The organism is Kaistia adipata DSM 17808 (assembly GCF_000423225.1).
GTDB classification, from domain to species: Bacteria; Pseudomonadota; Alphaproteobacteria; order Rhizobiales; family Kaistiaceae; genus Kaistia; species Kaistia adipata.
Map to the genome: position 1 here is coordinate 961,781 of NZ_KE383991.1, position 19,877 is coordinate 981,657.

A 19,877-nucleotide genomic window follows, 5' to 3' on the forward strand; every position below is an offset into this window, starting at 1 on the left:
GCCGGCCAAACCAGCCTCCCTGCCTTTGATCGGTGACGGCGGGACTAGGTCCCGTCCAGCGCCACGGCCTTGACCAACGCGGTGACGGCGACGCCGGGGGCGAGCTCCAGCTCGCGCACCGCATCGCGCGTCACCCTGGCCAGCATCGGGCTGCCGCCCGCATCGAGCCGGACGCCGACCTCGGCGCCCTCCCCTTCGGCCATCGCGACCACGCGGGCCGCAAGCCGGTTGCGCACCGAAAGGCGGCCCGGCTCGCCGACCGCGAGCACCACGTCCCGCGCGCGGACACGAACGCGCGCGCGCCCCCCGACGGCGATGTCGAGATGCGGCACGGTCAGGGGGCCGGCCGGATGCTCCAGCCGCGTCACGCCGGCCGCCCGGTCCTGCGCCACGACGATCGCCTCCAGCACGGCGCCATCCTCCCAGTCACTCACCGCCTCGAGATGGGCGAACACCTCGCTGACGGGCCCGAGCGCCGCGACCCGGCCATTATCGATCAGCGCCACCGCATCAGCGAGCCGCGCCACTTCCTCGACCGAATGGCTGACATAGACGATCGGCAGGCGCTTCGCGTCGCGCAGCCGCTCGATATAGGGCAGGATCTCCGCCTTGCGGGCGCGGTCGAGCGCCGCCAGCGGCTCGTCCATCAGCAGGCAGTCGGGGCTGGCCAGCAGCGCCCGGCCGATCGCCACGCGCTGCTTCTCGCCGCCGGAGAGGTCGCGCGGCCTTCGGCCGAGCAGCGGGCCGATGCCGAGCAGGTCGACGACCTCGTCGAGCGTGCCCCAGCGGCGCGCCTTCGGCGTCAGCCAGCGGCCATACAGCAGGTTGGAGCGCACGGAGAGATGCGGGAACAGCCGCCCCTCCTGGAAGACATAGCCGATGCGCCGCCGCCCGGCCGGAACGAAGACGCCGTTCGCCGTGTCGACCAGCGTGCGGCCGTCGAGCACGATGCGGCCGCTGTCGGGCCGGGCGAGGCCGGCGATCAGGTTTACGAGCGAGGTCTTGCCGGATCCGGAGCGACCGAACAGCGCCGTCACGCCCGCTCCCGTCTCGAGCGCGACATCGAGGGTGAAGCCGCCGAGCTTCTTCTGGACCGCGATCGAGAGCGTCACGTCACGCCGCCCCGCGCCATGCGGCGCGCGATCAGCTCGGAGAGGATGAGGGCCGCGAACGAGATCGCGACCGAGATCAGCGTCAGGCGGAGCGCGGCGGCGTCGCCGTCCGGCGTCTGGATCAGCGCGTAGATCGCGGACGGCATGGTCTGCGTCTCGCCGGGGATGTTGGAGACGAAGGTGATGGTGGCGCCGAATTCGCCGAGCGCGCGGGCGAAGCAGAGCACGATGCCGGCGAGGATGCCCGGCAGCGCCAGCGGCAGCGTCACGCTCAGGAAGACGATGGCGCGGCCCGCGCCGAGGGTAGCGGCCGCCTGCTCCAGCTTGCGGTCGATGCTCTCGATCGAGAGCCGGATCGCTCGCACCATCAGCGGAAAGCCCATCACGCCGCAGGCGAGCGCCGCACCGGTCCAGCGAAAGGCGAAGACAAGGCCGAAGGTCTGTTCGAAAAACGCGCCGAGCGGTCCCTTGCGGCCGAAGGCGAGCAGCAGCAGGAAGCCGGTGACGACCGGCGGCATCACCAGCGGCAGGTGCACGAGGCCGTCGAGCAGGGTGCGGCCGGGAAAGCGCCCCCGCGCCAGCAGGAGCGCGACGGCGATGCCGAACGGCAACGCGACCAGCGTTGCCACCGTCGACACCTTGAGGCTGAGCCAGATCGCGGTCAGCTCTTCGGGCGAGAGATAGTCAGACATCGACGAACCCGGCGGGCCGGGGCTGCATGGGCCGGGCCCGGCGCGCCTGAACCGGCGCGGCACGGCAAGGGTGGCGGTTCATTTCACCTCGATACGAACGACGTCGCGAACGTTGCGGCCGCCATGCGCGTCGCCGGGAACGATCAGGCGCAGCGAACCGGCGGACGACGGCGGCTGGCCGCCCTGATAGGCGAGGATGACCACCTTGCCGGCATAATGCGGATCGATCTCACCCAGCGCCAGCGCCACGGAATAACCATCCCGCCCCGTCACCAACAGCGTGCGGCGCAGATCGCCGTTCTTGCCCGCGCCGGCCTGCAGACCGGCCATCTGGACGAGATCCCAGAGCAGGGCGCCGACATAGGCGCCCTGCTCGCGCCCCTTGCCCGTCGCGACGTCGACGACGACGGCGATCCGGGGCAGCGACTGGAAGGTCGCGGCGTCGAGGGCGAGCGTCTGGCGCACGGCCCCGTCGAGCCGTGCGGCATCCTCGGCGGAGGCAGGAAAGGCCGCGCCGGCGAGAAGCGCCAGCGCGAAAAGGACGGGAGCGGCCCGATGGAGGGGGCCGGCCGGCAGTCGGCATGCATCGGGCCGCTCCACGTCAGGCGCCGGTCACTTGCCGATCATGACGTCGGACGCTTTGATCACGGCCGCCGCCTTGTCGCCGACCTTGAGGGCGAGATCGTCGACCGCCTCGTTGGTGATCGACGAGGTGATCACCAGGCCGTGGCCGATGTCGATTTTGACCCGGGCTGTCGTCTGGCCCTTTTCGACCGCGACGATGGTGCCGTCGAGCTGGTTGCGCGCGCTGAGCTTCATGGCGCCTACCCCTGACCGCCGAGAACCGTGAAACCCTGTCCCTCGAAGTTCGGCTTCGCTTCCGGCGTCACCAGCCAGTCGAGGAATGCCTTCGCGTCGGCGTTGCTCGAGGCGGCGACCCGCGCGACCGGATAGACGATCGCCGGATGGGTGTTCTCCGGGAAGGTCCCGACCACCTTCACGTCCGGCTCGGCATGCGCGTCGGTGCCGTAGACGATGCCGAACGGCGCCTCGCCCTTGGCGACGAAGGCGAGCGCGGCGCGGACATTGTCGGCCTGGGCGACATGCGGCTGGACGGAGTCCCAGACGCCGAGCGCCGCCAGCGCCGCCTTGCCATACTTGCCGGCCGGCACGGAATCGATGCTGGCCATGGCGAGCTTGCCGTCGGCGCCGAGCGCATCGGCCAGCGGGAGGTCCTTGGCGATCTCGAGCGTCGCGGTCGAATCCTTCGGCGCGACCAGGACCAGCGTGTTGCCGAGCAGCGTGACGCGGGTCGCCGGGTCGATCAGGTCCTTCTTCGCCAGATAGTCCATCCAGTCGAGATCGGCGGAGAAGAAGATGTCGGCCGGGGCGCCCGCCTCGATCTGCTTGGCGAGCTGCGACGAGCCGGCATAGCTGATCGTCAACGACTTGCCGGTCTTCTCCTTGTAGGCCGCGGCTGCGCTGTCGAGCGCGTTCTTCAGGCTGGCGGCGGCGAAGATGGTGACGTCGGCGGCCTGCGCGGTCGCGGCGGCGAAGGGCGCAACCAGCGGCGCTGCGAGGAAGGCAAGGCTACCGAGCAGAACGAGCCCGCGCCGAAAGCGATTGATCGACATAGTTCTCTCCCATTGATCCTCGATATTTCTGCACGGAAATGTCGCTCAATCAACGGCCCGCCGATCGCTTTCGGTGATCGATGCCGCACGAATTGGAATTGGACGTCGCCGCGCCGACCCGGCTAGCCTGCCGGCGACGCTCGGGGAAAGAACCATGGCCGGCACCTACACGCTCTATTCGATGCAGTTCTCGGGCAATTGCTACAAGGCGCGCCTCGCCATGCACGAACTCGCCATCCCGTTCCGCATCGTCGATTTCAAGAAGGGCGACGGCCAGACCACCAGCCCGGACTTCCTGGCGCTGAACCCGAACGCCCAGGTGCCGCTGCTCGTCCTGCCCGATGGCCGGCCGCTGGCGGAATCGAACGCCATGCTGCTGCACCTCGCCGAAGGCACCGCCCTGCTCCCCGCCGATTCCTACGACCGCGCGCTCTGCTACCAGTGGCTGTTCTTCGAGCAGTACAGCCACGAGCCGGTGATCGCGGTGGCGCGCAACTGGCTCCGCTACATCCCCGGCGGCCGCGAGACCATGGCGCACCGGATCGAGGAGTGGCAGCAGAAGGGCAACCGCGTGCTGACGGTCATGGACGACTGGCTGAAGGCGCACGCCTTCTTTGCCGGCGAACATTTCTCGGTCGCCGACATCGCGCTCTACGCCTACACCCATGTCGCCGAGGAAGCGGATTACGACCTCGGCCGCTATCCGGCGATCCGGGACTGGCTGGCGCGCGTGGCAGCACGGCCGCGCCATGTCGGGCTCGACTGGCGCCCCTGACCCTGCGCCATCCGTCAGTGACCGTCGTCACAGACGCGGTGCCGATCCGGGCCTAGCAAGCCCGGATTCAGGCATTTTTAACACTGATTCCGACTTCTCATTTTGGCCACCACAAATGCCGCGCATGGCCACAATCCATCCGGACCGCTGCCGTAGTCCGGGCCCTGAATAGGGGCGTGGGACGGGCGACTCTGGATAGACCGACGAGACATGATGATGAGCACGAACGACACAACCAGCCATGGACGCCCGCGCCGCGAGACCGCCGCGCGCGGCGCCTTCTACGTCTGGATCGCCGCCTACGCGGCCGTGACCATCGCCATCGCCACGATCCATGGTTTCGGCGGCACGCCGTCGCGCGCCGGCGAAGTCCAGGCGCGCCAGGATGCCGCCGCCCATCCGCTCGACCCGACGCCGGTCGGCTCGATCCATCCCGTCATCCGCGCCGGAACGGGGAGCTGATCCCATGCGACACCGCCTGCCCCATCCGCCGCAGCGCGTCGCGATCCGCCGGTCGCCGGCCGCGGGCGAGCGTCGCCGCCATCACGACGACGGCTTCGAGATCGAGCAGTTCTGGCTGGCCGCGCCGCTCAGAATTTGTGAAAGATGAAGGCGGCGCCGCCGGCGATCATCGCGAAGCCGACGAGATGGTTCCAGCCGAGCGGCTCCTTCAGGTAGAGCCACGAGAACAGCGCGAAGACGACGAGGGTGATCACTTCCTGCATCGTCTTCAGCTGCGCCGCCGAATAGACGCCGTGGCCGATGCGATTGGCCGGCACGGCCAGGCAGTATTCGAACAGCGCGATGAACCAGCTGATCAGGATCACCTTGACCAGCAGCGTGTTCGGGAACTTCAGGTGCCAGTACCACGCCGACGTCATGAAGACGTTGGAGATGACGAGCAGGACGATCGGCGCGATCGCCGGCGAAAGCAGGTTCGGCATGGTGGGGCCCTGAATGAGGAGGATGGCGGCGCGCACTCTGCCCGCGCCGTCACCGCCGTCAAGATGTCTTCGCTCGCGGGAACGCGGCCACCGCCCGGCGACGAGCCGGCTTCCTTTTCCGCCGCGTTCGGCTAGGGTCGCCGGCGACCATGAAGGGACTTGGCCATGCCGTTGACGACCGAAGAGAAGATGCTGATCGAGATGCGCGTGGCGAATGAGAGCCCGAGCACGGCGACGGCCTATCTGCTCTGGATCTTTCTGTGGTTCGTCTCGGCGCACCGCTTCTATCTCGGCCGCCCCGGCAGCGCGATCCTGCAGATCCTCTGCTTCTTCATCGTCATCGGTTTCGTCTGGGTGCTGATCGACGCCTTCCTGATTCCCGGCATGATCCGCGACAAGCAGGACGAGATCCGCCGCCGGCTGGAACGCGCCGCGATTCCGTAGGGGCGCGTCGCGTCTGGACAAGCCGGGCTCGCGCATCCTAGCCTCGCGCTTCCCGCCATCCAGCCCGGACGCCACGCCATGACCCATCCCGCGCTCGCCGAAAACCATGTCGCCGTAATCACCGGCGGCGCCTCCGGCATCGGCCTCGCCGCGGCACGGAAATTCGAGGCGATGGGGCTCAAGGTGGCGATCGCCGACTATCGCCAGGAAGCGCTCGACGCGGCCGTCGCGATGCTCGGCCCGGACGCGCTCGCGCTCCGCACCAATGTCGCCAGCCGCGACGACGTCGAGAAGCTTAGGGACGCCGTCTATGAGCGCTTCGGCAAGGTCAACGTGCTGATGAACAATGCCGGCACCGACGGCGCCGGCCCAGTGCTCGGCTCGCTCGACAACTGGCAGCGCGTCATCAACACCAACCTGTTCGGCGTCGTCAACGGCATGCAGGTCTTCGTGCCGGAGATGCTGAACGGCACCGAGCCCGGCCTCGTCATCAACACCGGCTCGAAGCAGGGCATCACCACGCCGCCGGGCGACGCCGGCTACAACGTGTCGAAGGCCGGCGTGAAGGTGGCGACCGAGGCGCTGGCGCACGAGCTGCGCAACATCGCGGACGTCAGGATCACAGCCCATCTGCTGATCCCCGGCTTCGTCTGGACGCATCTGACCAAGGCCGGGCGCACCGAGAAGCCGGCCGGCGCCTGGACGCCCGAACAGACGGTCGACTTCATGCTCGCCTCGCTCGATCGCGGTGATTTCTACATCCTCTGCCCCGACAACGAGGTCGACCGCGCCACCGACGAGAAGCGCATCCTCTGGGCCGCCGGCGACGTCGTCGAGAACCGGCCGCCGCTGTCGCGCTGGCACAAGGATTTCGCCGACAAGTTCAAGGCCTATCTGAAGGGCTGACGAGCCGAGCCCGGCGAGAACCACGATCTCCGGACGACGCCTGCACGGCAAAGTGATGCTCAATTCAACCCTGCCATTGGCAATCCGCCCTAAGATGACGCGCCGCCGCGAAATGACGGCGTCAAGACAGGCAGGAGGTCATGATGCGCAGATGGTCCATGGTCATGGCGGTCGCCGGCTTCGCAACCGTCGCCGCCTTCCCCGCCTTCGCCGACATGATGAAGAAGGGCGAAGTGCTGATGGTGATGCCCGACGGGCGCACGATGGATACCGAGCGGATGAAGACGGAGGAGATGATCAAGAGCGCCAAGCCGATGGATAGCTGCGTCATCATGATGATGGGGACCGACGGCAAGATGTACATGGCGAACGACATGAAGATGGCGGACGGCAGGATGGTCTGCGAGACCGCCATGATGCGGAAGAAGAAATAGCCGCTGGTTCCGCCCATCAGGCTTGAGACAGACGCTCGACCAGAAAATCGGCCCGCGCCGCGACCATCGCCTTCGGGATCTCGACGATCGCGTAGCCGAGATCGGCATAGGCGCGAAGCAGCGATCGATATTCTGCGACGGCCGCCTCGTAGCCGTGGCGACGCTCCGCGTCGGCAACGAAGATCTCCGGCCAGGGCGGCGTCATGAACACGGTATCCGCATAACGGACCCGGCGCACCGCGTCCTCGAGATGGGCGGGCACGGCAAGCCCTTCCCGTTTGAAATAGGCATAGGCGTCGACGAGGCCGCGATCGAAGATCGTGGTCCCTCCCCTGCGCGCCGCCGCACCGGCCTGGTCGAGCGCGAGCGCGACCACCCGTTCGATGAACTGGCGCATGTCGACCCAGGGCAAGGCGGGACCGTCGATTTGCATCTGCTCGCGCACGACCTGGCGGCCCGGCTCGGGGCAGGTCGCGAAGCCACGGGCTTCCAGCGCCTCAAGCAGGGTGGATTTGCCGCCACCGGAGCAGCCGGACAGCATCACGAGCCGGGCAGCGTTGTCGATAGGCCGCGGGGAGCGGCCCTTGTCTTCGGACATGGTTTGGGTTCCTCGAACGAACGAGCAAGATGGAACGCCCAAGGGCGCCAATTGCGATTTCCGGGAGAAAGGGCGCGCGGGAGCCAACTCGACCGCGTGTCGCCAGGGCCAATCAAACATCCGTGCGATCGGCTGTCAATCGCGCGGACCATCTCGCGCCCGGCGCGGGAAACCGGCATGATCCAAATCGGCGGGGACGTGCCGGAGACTGTCGCGATGCAGGCCTCAAAACTCCGTATTGCATTGATCTTGCTGGGCTTCTGGTGCGGAGCGGCGACAGCCGAAACGCTGCCGCTGCCCAACAACCTGATCGGTTCGGCGACAAACGAAGGCGAGGCGCTCCTCGTCGGCGCCGAGGCGCGCGAGGCCTATTTCCCGCTCGCCGACCAGTTCGTCACCCAGAAGACCCAGTCCTATTGCGGCATCGCCTCCATGGTCATGGTGCTGAACGCGGCCGGCGTGCCGGCTCCGGCCGTACCGGACTACGAGCCGTTCCACACCTTCACGCAGGACAATCTGCTCAACGAACGCACCGACGCGATCGTGCCGCGCGAGACGATCCTGAAGCAGGGCATGACGCTCGACCAGCTCGCCGGCGTTCTGGCGACCCGGCCGCTCGCCGTCACCGTCAAGCATGCCGGCGACACCAGCCTCGACGCGTTTCGCGAGGCCGCGCGCGACTATCTCGCGAAATCAGGGCATTTCGTCGTCGTCAACTATCTGCGCAAGGCTATGCGCCAGGAGGTCGGCGGCCACATCTCGCCGCTCGCCGCCTATGACGCCGACAGCGACCGCTTCCTGATCCTCGACGTCGCCCGCTACAAATATCCGCCCGTCTGGGTCACCGCCGCCGACCTGTTCGCGGCGATGAACACGCCCGACGACGCCAATGGCGGCCGCTCGCGCGGCTTCGTCCTGGTGGCGCGCCGCGATCCCGGCTAGCCGGAACGGGAAATGCCGTCATACACGCCTGGCGCGAGGCGGCTAGACTGCACGCTGATTCGTCCCATCCGCTGCCAGGGTCAGACGTGCGCTTCATCGAAACCTTCCAGTTCTGGCCCTTCCTCGACACCGTCGTCAGCCTGACCGCCGCCTTCATCTTCGGCACGCTGGTCGGCGCCGAGCGGCAATATCGCCAGCGCACGGCCGGCCTGCGCACCAATGTGCTGGTCGCGGTCGGCGCCGCCGCCTTCGTCGACCTCGCCATGGCGATCACCGGCCCGGTCGAGGCGACGCGCGTCATCTCCTATGTCGTGTCGGGCGTCGGCTTCCTCGGGGCGGGCGCGATCATGCGCGAGGGCATGAACGTGCGCGGCCTCAACACGGCGGCGACGCTCTGGTGCGCGGCGGCGATCGGCGCCTGCGCCGGCGCCGACATGATCGCCCATGCGGCGCTGGTCACCGTCTTCGTCATCGCCGGCAACACGCTGCTCCGGCCGCTCGTCAACGCCATAAACCGCATCCCGCTCGACGAGGAAGCCTCCGAGGCGACCTATGAGGTGACGGTGACCGCGCAGGAAGCGGAACTGCCGAGGCTCCGCACCGTGGTGGCCGATCTGCTGGAGAAGGCGCATTACCCGGCCGGCGACATCGAGGTGGTCGAGCGTGGCGAGAACCTCGCCGAGATCGTGCTGACCCTCGTCAGCACGGCGGTGAAGGCGAGCGAGATGGACGCGGTCGCCCGCCGCATCGAGCGGCTCGCCGGCGTCACCCACGCCTCTTGGGCACTCAGCACCAAGGATTGAGGGACGGACCATCGAAGAGCGCGGCCGCCCGGGAGCGGAACCGCACCGGCATGGCGCCCCCGCCCCGAAAACGCGAACGGCGTTTTCGACCCTCCTCAAGGGGGGGGTCTAGAAAGCGGAAGCCAGCCCTGCTTCCATCCTCGCCAGCGGAGACCTCTGCGAAACACCACACCATGCTGAGGAGGCCCGCAGGGCCGTCTCGAAGCACGCAGAGCGGTCGTGCAATCGACAAGCTGCTGCGACCGTGCGTCCTTCGAGGCCCGAGCTATGCTCGGGCACCTCAGGATGATGGAGATCGAGCGCGGCATGACGGCCGGATTGGGTTCCTCCGAGGGCGAGGGAGCCGCCGCAGCTAATGCCGCTTCGGGCCCTTTCGGCCTGCCGAACTGCCCGGCCTTCCGCCGACCGAGCGCGGTCGATGGTTGGATGTCATCGGATCCGGCCGCTGCGGCCGCTCGCCCTCGTCGGTCGCGACCGAGGTCAGGTTCGAACTGACGCCCATCTCGTCGAGCTCCGGCTTGCGCGCCCTCGTCGCGAGCGGCACCTCGGTGCGCTTCACCGTCATCTCGTCGAGATCGTTCTTGCGCGCCCGCGTCGCCGGCTCCGGCGGCAGGTTAGCCGCGTTGCCGTATTTGCGCTCACCGCGATAGCCGCCGGTTCGGTCGTCGATCGCCGACTGCCGCGCCAGCGGATCGTCGGCGATGGCGAGCTCGGTCTCCTTGAGCCGCTTGATCTCGTCGCGCAGCCGCGCCGCCGTCTCGAATTCGAGGTTCATCGCCGCGTCGCGCATCTTCTTCTCGAGCGCCTCGAGATGCGCCTTCAGATTGTTGCCTACCAGCGCCGTGTCGGCGAGGCCGGCATCGACCGTGACGTGGTCCTGCTCGTAGACCGAGGAAAGGATGTCGCCGATCTGCTTCTTGACCGATTCCGGCGTGATGCCGTGCTCGGCGTTGTAGGCCATCTGCTTCTCGCGGCGGCGGTTGGTTTCCGCCATCGCCCGCTCCATCGAGCCGGTGATGTGATCGGCATAGAGCACGACCTTGCCGTCGACGTTACGCGCGGCACGGCCGATGGTCTGGATCAGCGACGTCTCGGAGCGCAGGAAGCCTTCCTTGTCGGCGTCGAGGATCGCGACCAGGCCGCATTCCGGAATGTCGAGGCCCTCGCGCAGCAGATTGATGCCGATCAGCACGTCGAAGGCACCGAGCCGCAGGTCGCGGATGATCTCGATGCGCTCCAGCGTCTCGACGTCGGAATGCATGTAGCGGACTCGGACGCCGTTCTCGTGCAGATATTCGGTCAGGTCCTCGGCCATCCGCTTGGTCAGCGTCGTGACCAGCGTGCGGTAGCCCTTGGCCGCCGTCTCGCGCACCTCGCCGAGCAGATCGTCGACCTGGCTCTTGGCCGGACGGATCTCGACCGGCGGATCGATCAGGCCGGTCGGCCGGATGACCTGCTCGGTGAACACGCCGCCGGTCGCCTCCATCTCCCAGGAACCGGGCGTCGCCGAGACGTGCACCGTCTGCGGCCGCATCGCGTCCCATTCCTCGAAGCGGAGCGGCCGGTTGTCCATGCAGGACGGCAGGCGGAAGCCATATTCGGCCAGCGTCGCCTTGCGCCGGAAGTCGCCGCGATACATGCCGCCGATCTGCGGGATTGTGACATGGCTCTCGTCGGTGAAGACGAGCGCGTTATCCGGCAGATACTCGAACAGGGTCGGCGGCGGTTCGCCCGGCAGTCGGCCGGTCAGGTAGCGCGAATAGTTCTCGATGCCGGCGCAGGCGCCGGTCGCCTCCATCATCTCGATATCGAAGCGGCAGCGCTGCTCCAGCCTTTGCGCCTCCAGCAGGCGGCCCGACGCCTCCAGCTCGGTGAGGCGGTGGCGGAGCTCATGCTTGATCGAGGCGATCGCCTGGTTGAGCGTCGGCTTCGGCGTCACATAGTGCGAGTTGGCGTAGACCTTGACGAATTTGAGCTCGTTCGTCTTCGTCCCCGTCAGCGGGTCGAACTCGGTGATGCTCTCGACCTCGTCGCCGAACAGCGACAGCCGCCAGGCGCGATCCTCCAGGTGGGCCGGGAAGATTTCGACGGTATCGCCGCGCACCCGGAAGGTGCCGCGCACGAAATTGGCGTCGGAGCGCTTGTACTGCAGCGCCACCAGGTCGGCGAGCAGCTGCCTCTGGTCGAGCCTCTCGCCGAGCTCGATGCCGAAGGTCATCGCCGTATAGGTCTCGACCGAGCCGATACCGTAGATGCAGGAGACCGAGGCGACGATGATGACGTCGTCGCGCTCGAGCAGCGAGCGGGTCGCCGAATGGCGCATCCGGTCGATCTGCTCGTTCACCGAGGATTCCTTCTCGATATAGGTGTCGGTCCGCGGCACATAGGCCTCGGGCTGGTAGTAGTCGTAGTAGGAGACGAAGTACTCGACGGCGTTGTCCGGGAAGAACGCCTTGAACTCGCCATAGAGCTGGGCCGCCAGCGTCTTGTTCGGCGCCAGGATCAGCGCCGGGCGCTGCGTGCTCTCGATCACCTTGGCCATGGTGAAGGTCTTGCCGGAGCCGGTGACGCCGAGCAGAACCTGGTCGCGCTCCTGTTCGGCGACGCCCTCGACCAGCTCGCGGATGGCGTTTGGCTGGTCGCCGCGCGGCTCGAAGGGCGAGACGATCTGGAACGGCTTGCCGCCTTCCGACTTCTCCGGCCGAGGCGGACGATGCGGCACCCAGGTCTTGTCGCGGATCTCCGGCCTGCCGTTCTCGATCAGCGCCGACAGCGCGGCGACCGTCGCCGTCACAGAGGACGACGCCATGGATTCCGCTTCTTCGAGGCTGATCTCGAGGCCCGAGACCGGGTTCAGGCCGCTCGCCGCGCGCTCGCGTGCGTTGGCGGCGACGCCGATCGAGGTGCCGCGCCCGGATTTGTGCGTGTCGGTGGCGGCCTTCTTCGCGCCACCCTTGCCACCCTTCGCCTTGCGCTCGGCGTCAACCGGCAGGTCGACGAGCTGCATCCGCTCGGGCCGGGCGCGTGGCGCCCGCTTCGGCTTCGGTGCCAGCGGCTCGGCATCCGCCGCGCGCGCGATTTCATCCATCCAGTCGGCGATACCGCCCGACAGGGGAGTTCCTTCGAGCGGAGCTTGCGGGGCTTCGCCGAAGCCTTGGGTCTTGGAACGCTTGGCCATGGGTACGAAAGTAGAACATGCCCCGCCGGATTTGAAGGGGGCGCGTGCGCGGATCGAGCGTGAAAACGCGCTCGACCCGACGTCTCGAACTCCCCTCTACGCCCGCGGCAGCGCCTGGATCTGATCGTAGAGGTGTCGCGGGATGCTGACGCCGTGCACGAGGCTGCGGGCGCGCGCCTCGTAGCGCCGCGAGGAAGGCAGCCTTGCACCTTGCCCGGCGATCTCCGCGAAAAGGCGCTCGCTGCTCGCCTGGTTGTCGCGCGTGCCGCCGCCCAGCACCGCCGGATCGAAGGCGATCAGGATCTCGCCATGCGCCGGCGCCGCCTTGACGCCGTCGTCGAACTCCATCGATTCGAGGCTCGTCATGTCGGCGATCAGCGGCCCCGCCAGCAGCTCGACCATGGTCGACAGCGCCGAGCCCTTGTGGCCGCCGAAGGTCAGCATGGCGCCTTCGAGCCCCGCCGCCGCGTCGGTGGTCGGATTGCCCCCGGCGTCGATCGCCCAGCCTTCCTGCAGCGGCTTGCCGGCCATCTTGTGCAGGGACATGTCCCCGCGCGCGATCGCGCTGGTGGCGAAGTCGAACACATAGGGATCACGCGGGCTGCCGTCGGCGTTGCGGCGTGGCCAGCCGAAGGCGATCGGATTGGTGCCGAGCGCGCCCCGCTTGCCGCCGGCCGGCGCCACCCAGCTATGGCTCGGCGTCATCGCGATCGCGGAGAGCCCCTTGGCCGTCAGCATCTCGATCTCGGGCCAGAGCGCCGAGAAATGGAAGCAGTTGTTGATCGCCAGCACCGAGATGCCGACCGCCCGCGCCTTCTCGACGAAAAGCGGCATCGCCGCCTCCAGCGCCGGCAGCGAATAGCCGAACTGCGCATCGACCTTCGTCACCGCGGCGGTCGTGTCCTCGACCACGGGAATGGCGGCGCGGTTGAAGCGCGGGTGGTTGATCGTCTGGACGCAACCGGGCAACCGGAACAGGCCATGCGAATGGCATTCGTCGCGCTGCCCCTCGGTGATCACGCGCGCGACCGGGACCGCTTGCCGCTCCGGCAGCCCCGCCGCCGCGAGCACCGACCGCGCGAGCGCGAAGACCTCTTCGAGGCCGAGTGTGACGCGATCCCCGGAATGTTCCATGCCCAAGATGCCCCTTTCTGTATGCAATCAGTCGACACTGTCTAGCAGCGCCCCGCCGGGCGGACAACGCCGCCCCGCCGGCCCGCCCTTCCGGCGCCGCCCGCGATCTCGCGCCGATCGCGAAAAAATGTCCGGCAGCCTGTCGATTCCGCGTTCCGCCGCTCGTCGTGTTGTCAGAGCACGGAAAACTCGTGCCGCCCCGCCGCGCTGCCGGCGCAAAACGACCCGGAAGGAGCGAACCCATGCGGTTCATGATCATCGTCAAGGCCAACAAGGACACCGAGGCCGGCGTCATGCCGGAGGAAAAGCTGATCGCCGACATGACGGCCTATCACGAGGATCTCGCCAATGCCGGCGTGCTGCTCGACGCCTCCGGCCTGAAGCCGACCTCGAAGGGCTTCCGCATCCGCTTCACCGACAACCAGCGCTCGATCGTCGACGGCCCCTTCGCCGAGGCCAAGGAACTAATCGCCGGCTACACCCTGATCGAGGTCAAGTCGCGCGACGAGGCCATCGCCTGGGCGAAGCGGATGCCCAACCCGGCCGGCGACGGCAAGCCGGGCGAGATCGAGGTCCGCCAGCTCTACGAACTCGAGGATTTCGCGCCGAGCGAGTCGATCGACCGCCTGCGCCAGATCGAGGTCGGGCCCAAGGGCTGAACCCGCTTTCTCCCTTTCAACGACAGGACAAGACCATGCGCTTCATGATGCTGATGATCCCGAAGGGATACGAGACCGCCGCCCCCGGCACCGCGCCCGATGCGAAGGCCGTCGCCGCGATGATGAAATACAACGAGGCACTGCAGAAGGCCGGCATCCTGATCGCCCTCGACGGCCTGCACCCGCCCTCCATGGGCGCCCGGGTCTCCTTCCCCGGCGGCCAGCCGGTGGTGAGCGACGGCCCGTTCGCGGAGGTGAAGGAAGTGCTCGGCGGCTACTGGATGATCAACGTGAAATCGCGCGCCGAGGCGATCGAATGGGCCAAGAAGTGCCCGGCCGGGCCGAACGAGGTGATCGAGATCCGCCAGGTCCAGGAGATGGAGGATTTCCCGGAAGACGTGCAGGAAGCCGCCGCCGGCTTCGCCGAGATGCAGAGGCACCCGAGCGGCGCCTAACGCCCGCCGTCGCGCCCCATCACCAGGGATACAACCATGCTGAAGTTCCTTCTCATCGCCGCCGCCCTGCTGGTGGTCGTCGTGGCCGGCGTCGTCGCCTATGCGGCGACCCGGCCCGACCGGATGCATGTCGCGCGGCAGGCGCGTATCCAGGCACCGGCGGAGCGCATCCTCCCGCTCATCGCCGACTTCCACGACTGGCGGCGATGGTCGCCCTACGAGACGCTCGATCCGGCCATGCAGCGGCGCTTCTCGGGTGCCGAGAAGGGCCAGGGCGCCATCTATGAGTGGAGCGGCACCGGCAAGGCCGGCGCCGGCCGGATGGAGATCACCGAAGCGACACCGTCGCGGGTCCGGATCGCGCTCGACTTCACCAGGCCGATGCAGACCCGCAATGTGGCCGAGTTCACGCTGGTGCCGGACGGCGACGCCACGCGGGTCGAATGGTCGATGGACGGTCCCGCCCCGCTCGTCGCCCGCGTGATGGGCCTGTTCCTCGACATGGACAAGCTGATCGGCGGCGACTTCGAGACCGGGCTCGCCAACCTGAAGGCTGCGACCGAGCCAGGTTGAAAGCCCGAGATCCGCCTCTCCTCGACCGCCGACTTGCGCCTGCCGTCAGGACATGGCCTGATCCGCAGCCGTGAGCACCGAAACCCATCAGGCCATCAATGCCGTCTGGCGCATCGAGCAGGCGAAACTCGTCGCCGGTCTCGCGCGGATGGTGCGCGACATCGGCGTCGCGGAGGAACTGGCGCAGGACGCCCTGGTGGTGGCGCTGGAACGCTGGCCGGAGACCGGCATTCCCGACAATCCCGGCGCCTGGCTGATGGCGACGGCCAAGCGCCGCGCCATAGACCGGCTGCGCCATCTCAAGATGCAGGACCGCAAGCATGCCGAGATCGGCTACGGGCTCGATCTCGAGCAGGAGGACGCGGTCGACGAGATCGCGGCGCGCCTCGACGACGACATCGGCGACGACCTGCTGAAGCTCGTCTTCACCGCCTGCCATCCGGTGCTGTCGCGCGAGGCCCGCGTGGCCCTGACGCTTCGGCTGATCGGCGGGCTGTCGACCGCGGAGATCGCCCGCGCCTATTTCGTGCCCGAGCCGACGATCGCCCAGCGCATCGTCCGCGCCAAGCGCACGCTGGCCGAATCCGAGATCGCCTACGAGGTGCCGCGCGGCGAGGCGCTCGCCCCGCGCCTCGCCTCGGTCTGCGAGGTCATCTACCTGATCTTCAACGAAGGCTATGCCGCGACCGCCGGCGAGGACTGGATCCGGCCGCAGCTGGCGCAGGAGGCCGTGCGGCTCGGCCGCATCCTCGCCGGCCTGGCGCCTGCCGAGCCGGAGGTGTTCGGCCTCGTCGCGCTGATGGAGATCCAGTCGTCGCGCTTCGCGGCGCGTGTCGGGCCGGATGGCGAGCCGGTCCTGCTGCTCGACCAGAACCGCGCGCGCTGGGACCATCTGCTGATCCGGCGCGGCCTGGCGGCGCTCGCCCGCGCCGAGGGCCTCGGCCCGCGCGGGCCCTACACGCTGCAGGCGGCGATCGCCGCCTGTCATGCCCGTGCCGCCACGGCCGACCAGACCGACTGGCGCCGCATCGCCGATCTCTATGCCGAGCTGGCGGCGCTCGCCCCCTCGCCCATCGTCGAACTGAACCGCGCCGTCGCCGTCTCGATGGCCGATGGCGCCACGGCCGGCCTCGCCATCGTCGAGACGCTCGCCAACGCCCCCGTCTTCGCCACGTCGCATCTCCTGCCCGGCGTCCGGGCCGATTTCCTGATGAAGCTCGGCCGGCTTGCCGAGGCGAAGGCCGATTTCGAGCAGGCGGCGGAATTGACCCGAAACGCGCGCGAGCGCGACCTGCTGCTGGCCCGCGCCGCTGAATGCGGGGTGAGCTTGAGGGACCAGGCCGCGACCCGGCGTGCATCGTCGGGCGGCACCGTCTAGCGCGCGTCATGCGGAGCAATGCGGGTTCGCGTGTAGAAACTGCGACCGGAACAAGGAGTTAGGCCATTTCTCCGTTTCCATGGAGCGAAGAAATGGTCTAGGCAGCAGCCATTCGCCGTTCCGACGTCCAGGAGGACCTGATGGCCGACACCGAGGCCCTGATGGGCCGCATCGACGCGCTCGAGATCCGCATCGCCTATCAGGACGAGACGATCGAGGACCTGAACCAGGCCGTCACCGACCAGTGGAAGCAGATCGATTTTCTGACGCGCAAGATCGCGCAATTGACCGATCAGCTGCAGGAGACGGTGGAGCAGATCGGCCGGCCGAACCTGCCCGAGCCGCCGCCGCCGCACTACTGAGGCGAGTGAATTCAGAGCAGAATCCATCTGCTTTGAAACGCCGGCCGATCACCTCTCCCTGAGGGAGAGGTGATCGGCCGCAGGCCGGCGGGTGAGGGGTTACGCCCTCTCCGGATGGTTCCCTACCCCCTCACCCGGCTCTTCGAGCCGACCTCTCCCCATGGGAGAGGTGAGGCGATATTCGTCCTCGAAGTGTATTGCTCAGCCGATCGAGGTGACGATCCAGATCGCGCCGACAATGGCGACCGCATCCTCCAGCAATGCGATCGGCAGGTCCCAGCCGCCCGTCGCGGCGACCAGACGCTTGCGCGCCTCATAGCCGCCGAGCGTGCCGATGACCGCGCCGATGGCGCCGGCGATCAGCCCACCGATCCAGGCGCCGCCGGCGAAGCAGAGCGCCGCGCCGCAGACCGCGCCCATGAAGACGCGGGTGGCGAACTGCACCGGCACCTTGCGGCTCGGCGTGCTCGGCAGCTGGTCGGTGACCAGTTCGGCGATCGCGAGCAGGGTCAGCACCCAGGGCGCGATCCAGTGACCGAGAAAGGCCAGCCAGCTGCCGTCGAGGTTGATCCAGCCGAGATAGGCCGCCCAGCTGATCGCGGCCGGCGCCGTCATGGCGCGCAACCCCGCGACGACGCCGATCAGAAGCGCCAGGATGTACAGCGACATGCTCGTCTTCCCTCCGTTGCCCCACAACCGGAGCGTGGCGGATTTCCGCATCGGGAGACCAGTGGAATATGCAGTCGTCGCAAAGAAAAACTCCCGCATCGGCCTGCGACGCGGGAGCTGAGCAAAAACTTACCTTACGGAAGGTGATTGCGAAAACCGGAGACGAAAAAAGCCGGCAATGATGCCGGCTTTCGAGGGCTTCAGGCCGCCTTTTCGGAGCGGCTGCGTACCGGATTCGGCAGCTCGATCTCGACTTCCAGCGTCGATACCGCCTCGGCGCGCTGCATCTTCACCTGCACCTTGTCGGCCGGGATGTCGACGTGGCGGGCGATGACGCCGAGGATCTCCTCGCGGAGCTTGGCGATCAGATCGCTGGCGCCGGCCGAGACGCGCTCGTGCTGCAGCAGGATCTGCAGCCGGTCGCGCGCGACGGGCGCGGAGCGCGCCGGCTTGAAGAAGTTGAAGATCGTCATGCAGCCCTCCGACCGAAAAGCTTGCTGATGAGACCGCCGCGCCGCTCGGACGGGACGACCATCGGGATGTTCTCGCCCTCGAGACGCCGCGCGGCGTCGAGATAGGCGCGCGCCGGGGCGCTGTCGCTGTCGACCAGCGTGACGGGGCAGCCGACGTTCGAGGCGTTCAGGACGGCTTCGCTCTCGGGGATGATGCCGAGCAGCGGGATCGACAGGATCTCGAGCACGTCCTCGACCTTGAGCATCTGGCCGCGCTCGGCGCGCGTGGCGTCGTAGCGGGTGAGCAGGAGATGCTTCTCCATGTACTCGCCCTTCTCGGCCTTCAGCGTCTTGGAATCGAGCATGCCGATGATGCGGTCGGAGTCGCGCACCGACGAGACTTCCGGGTTGGTGACGACGATGGCGACGTCGGCATGGCGCATGGCGAGCATGGCACCGCGCTCGATGCCGGCCGGGCTGTCGCAGACGACCCAGTCGAAATGGCTGCGCAGCTCTTCCATGACGCGGGCGACGCCCTCTTCCGTCAGCGCGTCCTTGTCGCGGGTCTGCGAGGCCGGCAGCACGTAGAGCGTGTCGAGGCGCTTGTCGCGGATCAGCGCCTGCTGCAGCTTGGCTTCGCCCTGCACGACGTTGATCAGGTCGTAGACGACCCGGCGCTCGGCGCCCATGACGAGGTCGAGATTGCGCAGGCCGACATCGAAGTCGACGACGGCCACGCGCTGGCCCGACATGGCCAGCGCGGCGCCGATGGCGGCCGTGGACGTCGTCTTGCCCACGCCGCCCTTGCCGGATGTCACAACGAGAACCTGAGACATTGCTTGTGCTCCTTGCTGGCTCAGGCCAGCGCCGCCATGTTCATCTTGTCATTTTCGAGCCACGCCTGAATCGGCCGGCCGCGCAGGCTGGCATCCAGGTCGTCGGCAGTCTGGTAGAGGCCGTCGATCGCGATGAGCTCGGCCTCGAACTTCTGGCAGAAGATCCGCGCGGCGGCGTTGCCGGTGGATCCCGCGATCGCCCGCCCGCGCAGCGTGCCGTAGATGTGGATCGAGTTGCCGGCGATGATCTCCGCACCGGACGCGACCGAGCCCACCACCGTGACGTCGCCCTGCGGGAAGATGATCGACTGCCCGGAACGGACCGGCGTCTCGATCAGCAGCGAGGGGATCGCCCGGTCGGCGAAGCTCTGCTGCGGCTTGGGTGGCTCGGCGGACGGCTTGTGCAGGATTTCGGTCTGCTTGCCGCCGCTCACGGAAGGCGGCATGCCGAAGCCGAGCCAGGACGGATCGGCGCCCTCGACCCCCATCACCTTGATCTCGCGCTCGTAGAGCATGGCGATCAGCTCTGCGAAGTCGCGCTTGGTGATGGCGAGGCCGGTGACGTCGAGAATGACGGGGCGACTGGCGAAGTAGCCCTCGGAACGCTTGGACAGCTTGTCGAGCTCGGCCAGCCAGTCGGCCAGCGGAAGCTCGGGCGCGAGCACGGTGGCGAGGAAGGACCGTCCCCGGAACCGGATTGGAGCGCGTTGTTTTGAAGCGGGAGTAGCCACGATCGCAATTTGCCTTCTGTTAAGCAATCTGTGCGACACGCCGGTTAACGAGTGGTTAACCACGCCGGGGCCGTTAACCCTTTCAGCGCCGAAAGTTGAGGAATTCCTTGCGGCGGAGGGCCGTTAAAAAAATCTGGGTTGCAGGCCGAACCCGCATCAACAGAGG

The 19,877-nt window shown here is 67.8% G+C and carries 26 protein-coding genes; 13 read left to right on the top strand and 13 right to left on the bottom strand.

Annotation, left to right across the window (positions count from 1 at the left end; translation table 11 throughout):
* Positions 1-44 precede the first annotated feature (44 nt).
* The 5 genes from modC to modA all read right to left on the bottom strand — a co-directional run bounded on the left by modC (position 45) and on the right by modA (position 3,438).
* Positions 45-1,112 carry a molybdenum ABC transporter ATP-binding protein gene (modC, locus tag G539_RS0117370; RefSeq protein WP_029076323.1) on the bottom strand — a complete coding sequence of 356 codons (1,068 nt, stop codon included), beginning with the start codon at positions 1,110-1,112 and terminating at the stop codon, positions 45-47.
* Positions 1,109-1,804, bottom strand: coding sequence for a molybdate ABC transporter permease subunit (gene modB / locus G539_RS0117375; protein ID WP_029076324.1), 696 nt, complete (start codon positions 1,802-1,804; stop codon positions 1,109-1,111). Before modB ends, modC begins: the two co-directional genes overlap by 4 nt.
* 78 nt (positions 1,805-1,882) lie before the next feature.
* Positions 1,883-2,269 (bottom strand): molybdopterin-binding protein, encoded by a 387-nt coding sequence (locus tag G539_RS0117380; protein ID WP_156912019.1) that lies wholly within the window; start codon positions 2,267-2,269, stop codon positions 1,883-1,885.
* A gap of 147 nt (positions 2,270-2,416) precedes the next feature.
* Positions 2,417-2,623: a TOBE domain-containing protein gene (locus G539_RS0117385; protein ID WP_029076326.1), complete on the bottom strand. Its 207-nt coding sequence runs from the start codon at positions 2,621-2,623 to the stop codon at positions 2,417-2,419.
* 5 nt (positions 2,624-2,628) lie between these two features.
* The gene (modA, locus tag G539_RS0117390) at positions 2,629-3,438 is read right to left on the bottom strand and encodes a molybdate ABC transporter substrate-binding protein (protein ID WP_029076327.1); all 810 of its coding nucleotides are present in this window, start codon (positions 3,436-3,438) and stop codon (positions 2,629-2,631) included.
* Between the two features lie 154 nt (positions 3,439-3,592).
* Here modA and G539_RS0117395 point away from each other — a divergent pair, with 154 nt between their 5' ends.
* From G539_RS0117395 to G539_RS27160, 3 genes are all read left to right on the top strand, one after another.
* A complete protein-coding gene (locus tag G539_RS0117395; RefSeq protein ID WP_029076328.1) occupies positions 3,593-4,213 on the top strand; it encodes a glutathione S-transferase family protein in 621 nt (206 codons plus the stop codon).
* Positions 4,214-4,429: 216 nt separating this feature from the next.
* Positions 4,430-4,675, top strand: coding sequence for a hypothetical protein (locus tag G539_RS0117400; protein ID WP_156912020.1), 246 nt, complete (start codon positions 4,430-4,432; stop codon positions 4,673-4,675).
* A gap of 4 nt (positions 4,676-4,679) precedes the next feature.
* Positions 4,680-4,823: a hypothetical protein gene (locus G539_RS27160; RefSeq protein WP_156912021.1), complete on the top strand. Its 144-nt coding sequence runs from the start codon at positions 4,680-4,682 to the stop codon at positions 4,821-4,823.
* Here G539_RS27160 and G539_RS0117405 read toward each other — a convergent pair.
* Positions 4,804-5,157 (bottom strand): DMT family protein, encoded by a 354-nt coding sequence (locus G539_RS0117405; protein WP_029076330.1) that lies wholly within the window; start codon positions 5,155-5,157, stop codon positions 4,804-4,806. The two genes, G539_RS27160 and G539_RS0117405, sit on opposite strands and share 20 nt — an antisense overlap.
* Positions 5,158-5,322: 165 nt before the next feature.
* On the opposite strand from G539_RS0117405, the gene G539_RS0117410 reads away from it, so the two are divergent.
* From G539_RS0117410 to G539_RS27165, 3 genes are all read left to right on the top strand, one after another.
* On the top strand, positions 5,323-5,601 hold the full coding sequence (locus G539_RS0117410; protein WP_029076331.1) for a TM2 domain-containing protein: 279 nt from the start codon (positions 5,323-5,325) through the stop codon (positions 5,599-5,601).
* A gap of 78 nt (positions 5,602-5,679) precedes the next feature.
* A complete protein-coding gene (locus G539_RS0117415) occupies positions 5,680-6,507 on the top strand; it encodes an SDR family NAD(P)-dependent oxidoreductase (protein WP_029076332.1) in 828 nt (275 codons plus the stop codon).
* Between the two features lie 143 nt (positions 6,508-6,650).
* Positions 6,651-6,941 carry a hypothetical protein gene (locus G539_RS27165; RefSeq protein ID WP_156912022.1) on the top strand — a complete coding sequence of 97 codons (291 nt, stop codon included), beginning with the start codon at positions 6,651-6,653 and terminating at the stop codon, positions 6,939-6,941.
* A 16-nt stretch (positions 6,942-6,957) separates the two neighbouring features.
* Here the strand turns inward: G539_RS27165 and G539_RS27170 are convergent, their stop codons facing one another.
* Positions 6,958-7,590 carry an AAA family ATPase gene (locus tag G539_RS27170; protein WP_245576898.1) on the bottom strand — a complete coding sequence of 211 codons (633 nt, stop codon included), beginning with the start codon at positions 7,588-7,590 and terminating at the stop codon, positions 6,958-6,960.
* Positions 7,591-7,716: 126 nt separating this feature from the next.
* On the opposite strand from G539_RS27170, the gene G539_RS0117430 reads away from it, so the two are divergent.
* Positions 7,717-8,481, top strand: a complete 765-nt coding sequence (locus G539_RS0117430) for a phytochelatin synthase family protein (RefSeq protein WP_245576899.1) — start codon at positions 7,717-7,719, stop codon at positions 8,479-8,481.
* Positions 8,482-8,567: 86 nt separating this feature from the next.
* Positions 8,568-9,284: an MgtC/SapB family protein gene (locus G539_RS0117435; RefSeq protein ID WP_029076336.1), complete on the top strand. Its 717-nt coding sequence runs from the start codon at positions 8,568-8,570 to the stop codon at positions 9,282-9,284.
* Between the two features lie 352 nt (positions 9,285-9,636).
* Here G539_RS0117435 and uvrB read toward each other — a convergent pair whose 3' ends face one another.
* Together uvrB and G539_RS0117445 are read right to left on the bottom strand one after the other, a co-directional pair.
* A complete protein-coding gene (gene uvrB, locus G539_RS0117440) occupies positions 9,637-12,462 on the bottom strand; it encodes an excinuclease ABC subunit UvrB (RefSeq protein WP_029076337.1) in 2,826 nt (941 codons plus the stop codon).
* Positions 12,463-12,558: 96 nt separating this feature from the next.
* Entirely contained in the window at positions 12,559-13,596 is a 1,038-nt protein-coding gene (locus tag G539_RS0117445; protein ID WP_035831531.1) for an Ldh family oxidoreductase, read from the bottom strand.
* A 242-nt stretch (positions 13,597-13,838) separates the two neighbouring features.
* Between G539_RS0117445 and G539_RS0117450 the strand changes: the two genes are divergently transcribed.
* From G539_RS0117450 to G539_RS0117470, 5 genes are all read left to right on the top strand, one after another.
* A complete protein-coding gene (locus G539_RS0117450; protein ID WP_029076339.1) occupies positions 13,839-14,255 on the top strand; it encodes a YciI family protein in 417 nt (138 codons plus the stop codon).
* 35 nt (positions 14,256-14,290) lie between these two features.
* A complete protein-coding gene (locus tag G539_RS0117455; protein WP_029076340.1) occupies positions 14,291-14,710 on the top strand; it encodes a YciI family protein in 420 nt (139 codons plus the stop codon).
* Between the two features lie 36 nt (positions 14,711-14,746).
* Positions 14,747-15,283, top strand: coding sequence for an SRPBCC family protein (locus tag G539_RS0117460; RefSeq protein WP_029076341.1), 537 nt, complete (start codon positions 14,747-14,749; stop codon positions 15,281-15,283).
* A gap of 70 nt (positions 15,284-15,353) precedes the next feature.
* Positions 15,354-16,661: an RNA polymerase sigma factor gene (locus tag G539_RS25285; protein WP_035831533.1), complete on the top strand. Its 1,308-nt coding sequence runs from the start codon at positions 15,354-15,356 to the stop codon at positions 16,659-16,661.
* 140 nt (positions 16,662-16,801) lie between these two features.
* Positions 16,802-17,023, top strand: a complete 222-nt coding sequence (locus G539_RS0117470) for a SlyX family protein (RefSeq protein WP_029076342.1) — start codon at positions 16,802-16,804, stop codon at positions 17,021-17,023.
* 201 nt (positions 17,024-17,224) lie between these two features.
* On the opposite strand, the gene G539_RS0117475 is transcribed toward G539_RS0117470, so the two are convergent.
* From G539_RS0117475 to minC, 4 genes are all read right to left on the bottom strand, one after another.
* Positions 17,225-17,692, bottom strand: a complete 468-nt coding sequence (locus G539_RS0117475; RefSeq protein ID WP_029076343.1) for a DUF4126 family protein — start codon at positions 17,690-17,692, stop codon at positions 17,225-17,227.
* A 200-nt stretch (positions 17,693-17,892) separates the two neighbouring features.
* Complete coding sequence (gene minE, locus G539_RS0117480) at positions 17,893-18,165, bottom strand: cell division topological specificity factor MinE (protein WP_029076344.1); 273 nt, start codon at positions 18,163-18,165, stop codon at positions 17,893-17,895.
* Entirely contained in the window at positions 18,162-18,980 is an 819-nt protein-coding gene (minD, locus tag G539_RS0117485) for a septum site-determining protein MinD (RefSeq protein WP_029076345.1), read from the bottom strand. Before minD ends, minE begins: the two co-directional genes overlap by 4 nt.
* A gap of 20 nt (positions 18,981-19,000) precedes the next feature.
* Positions 19,001-19,714 (bottom strand): septum site-determining protein MinC, encoded by a 714-nt coding sequence (gene minC / locus G539_RS0117490; protein WP_425402372.1) that lies wholly within the window; start codon positions 19,712-19,714, stop codon positions 19,001-19,003.
* Between the last annotated feature and the right edge of the window lie 163 nt (positions 19,715-19,877).

Coding starts and splice junctions, on each gene's coding strand:
- modB (WP_029076324.1), bottom strand. CDS start 1,804: ATGTCTGACTATCTCTCGCCCGAAGAGCTGACCGCGATCTGGCTCAGC.
- G539_RS0117385 (WP_029076326.1), bottom strand. CDS start 2,623: ATGAAGCTCAGCGCGCGCAACCAGCTCGACGGCACCATCGTCGCGGTC.
- modA (WP_029076327.1), bottom strand. CDS start 3,438: ATGTCGATCAATCGCTTTCGGCGCGGGCTCGTTCTGCTCGGTAGCCTT.
- G539_RS0117395 (WP_029076328.1), top strand. CDS start 3,593: ATGGCCGGCACCTACACGCTCTATTCGATGCAGTTCTCGGGCAATTGC.
- G539_RS0117400 (WP_156912020.1), top strand. CDS start 4,430: ATGAGCACGAACGACACAACCAGCCATGGACGCCCGCGCCGCGAGACC.
- G539_RS27160 (WP_156912021.1), top strand. CDS start 4,680: ATGCGACACCGCCTGCCCCATCCGCCGCAGCGCGTCGCGATCCGCCGG.
- G539_RS0117405 (WP_029076330.1), bottom strand. CDS start 5,157: ATGCCGAACCTGCTTTCGCCGGCGATCGCGCCGATCGTCCTGCTCGTC.
- G539_RS0117410 (WP_029076331.1), top strand. CDS start 5,323: ATGCCGTTGACGACCGAAGAGAAGATGCTGATCGAGATGCGCGTGGCG.
- G539_RS0117415 (WP_029076332.1), top strand. CDS start 5,680: ATGACCCATCCCGCGCTCGCCGAAAACCATGTCGCCGTAATCACCGGC.
- G539_RS27165 (WP_156912022.1), top strand. CDS start 6,651: ATGCGCAGATGGTCCATGGTCATGGCGGTCGCCGGCTTCGCAACCGTC.
- G539_RS0117430 (WP_245576899.1), top strand. CDS start 7,717: ATGATCCAAATCGGCGGGGACGTGCCGGAGACTGTCGCGATGCAGGCC.
- uvrB (WP_029076337.1), bottom strand. CDS start 12,462: ATGGCCAAGCGTTCCAAGACCCAAGGCTTCGGCGAAGCCCCGCAAGCT.
- G539_RS0117445 (WP_035831531.1), bottom strand. CDS start 13,596: ATGGAACATTCCGGGGATCGCGTCACACTCGGCCTCGAAGAGGTCTTC.
- G539_RS0117450 (WP_029076339.1), top strand. CDS start 13,839: ATGCGGTTCATGATCATCGTCAAGGCCAACAAGGACACCGAGGCCGGC.
- G539_RS0117455 (WP_029076340.1), top strand. CDS start 14,291: ATGCGCTTCATGATGCTGATGATCCCGAAGGGATACGAGACCGCCGCC.
- G539_RS0117460 (WP_029076341.1), top strand. CDS start 14,747: ATGCTGAAGTTCCTTCTCATCGCCGCCGCCCTGCTGGTGGTCGTCGTG.
- G539_RS0117470 (WP_029076342.1), top strand. CDS start 16,802: ATGGCCGACACCGAGGCCCTGATGGGCCGCATCGACGCGCTCGAGATC.
- G539_RS0117475 (WP_029076343.1), bottom strand. CDS start 17,692: ATGTCGCTGTACATCCTGGCGCTTCTGATCGGCGTCGTCGCGGGGTTG.
- minE (WP_029076344.1), bottom strand. CDS start 18,165: ATGACGATCTTCAACTTCTTCAAGCCGGCGCGCTCCGCGCCCGTCGCG.
- minD (WP_029076345.1), bottom strand. CDS start 18,980: ATGTCTCAGGTTCTCGTTGTGACATCCGGCAAGGGCGGCGTGGGCAAG.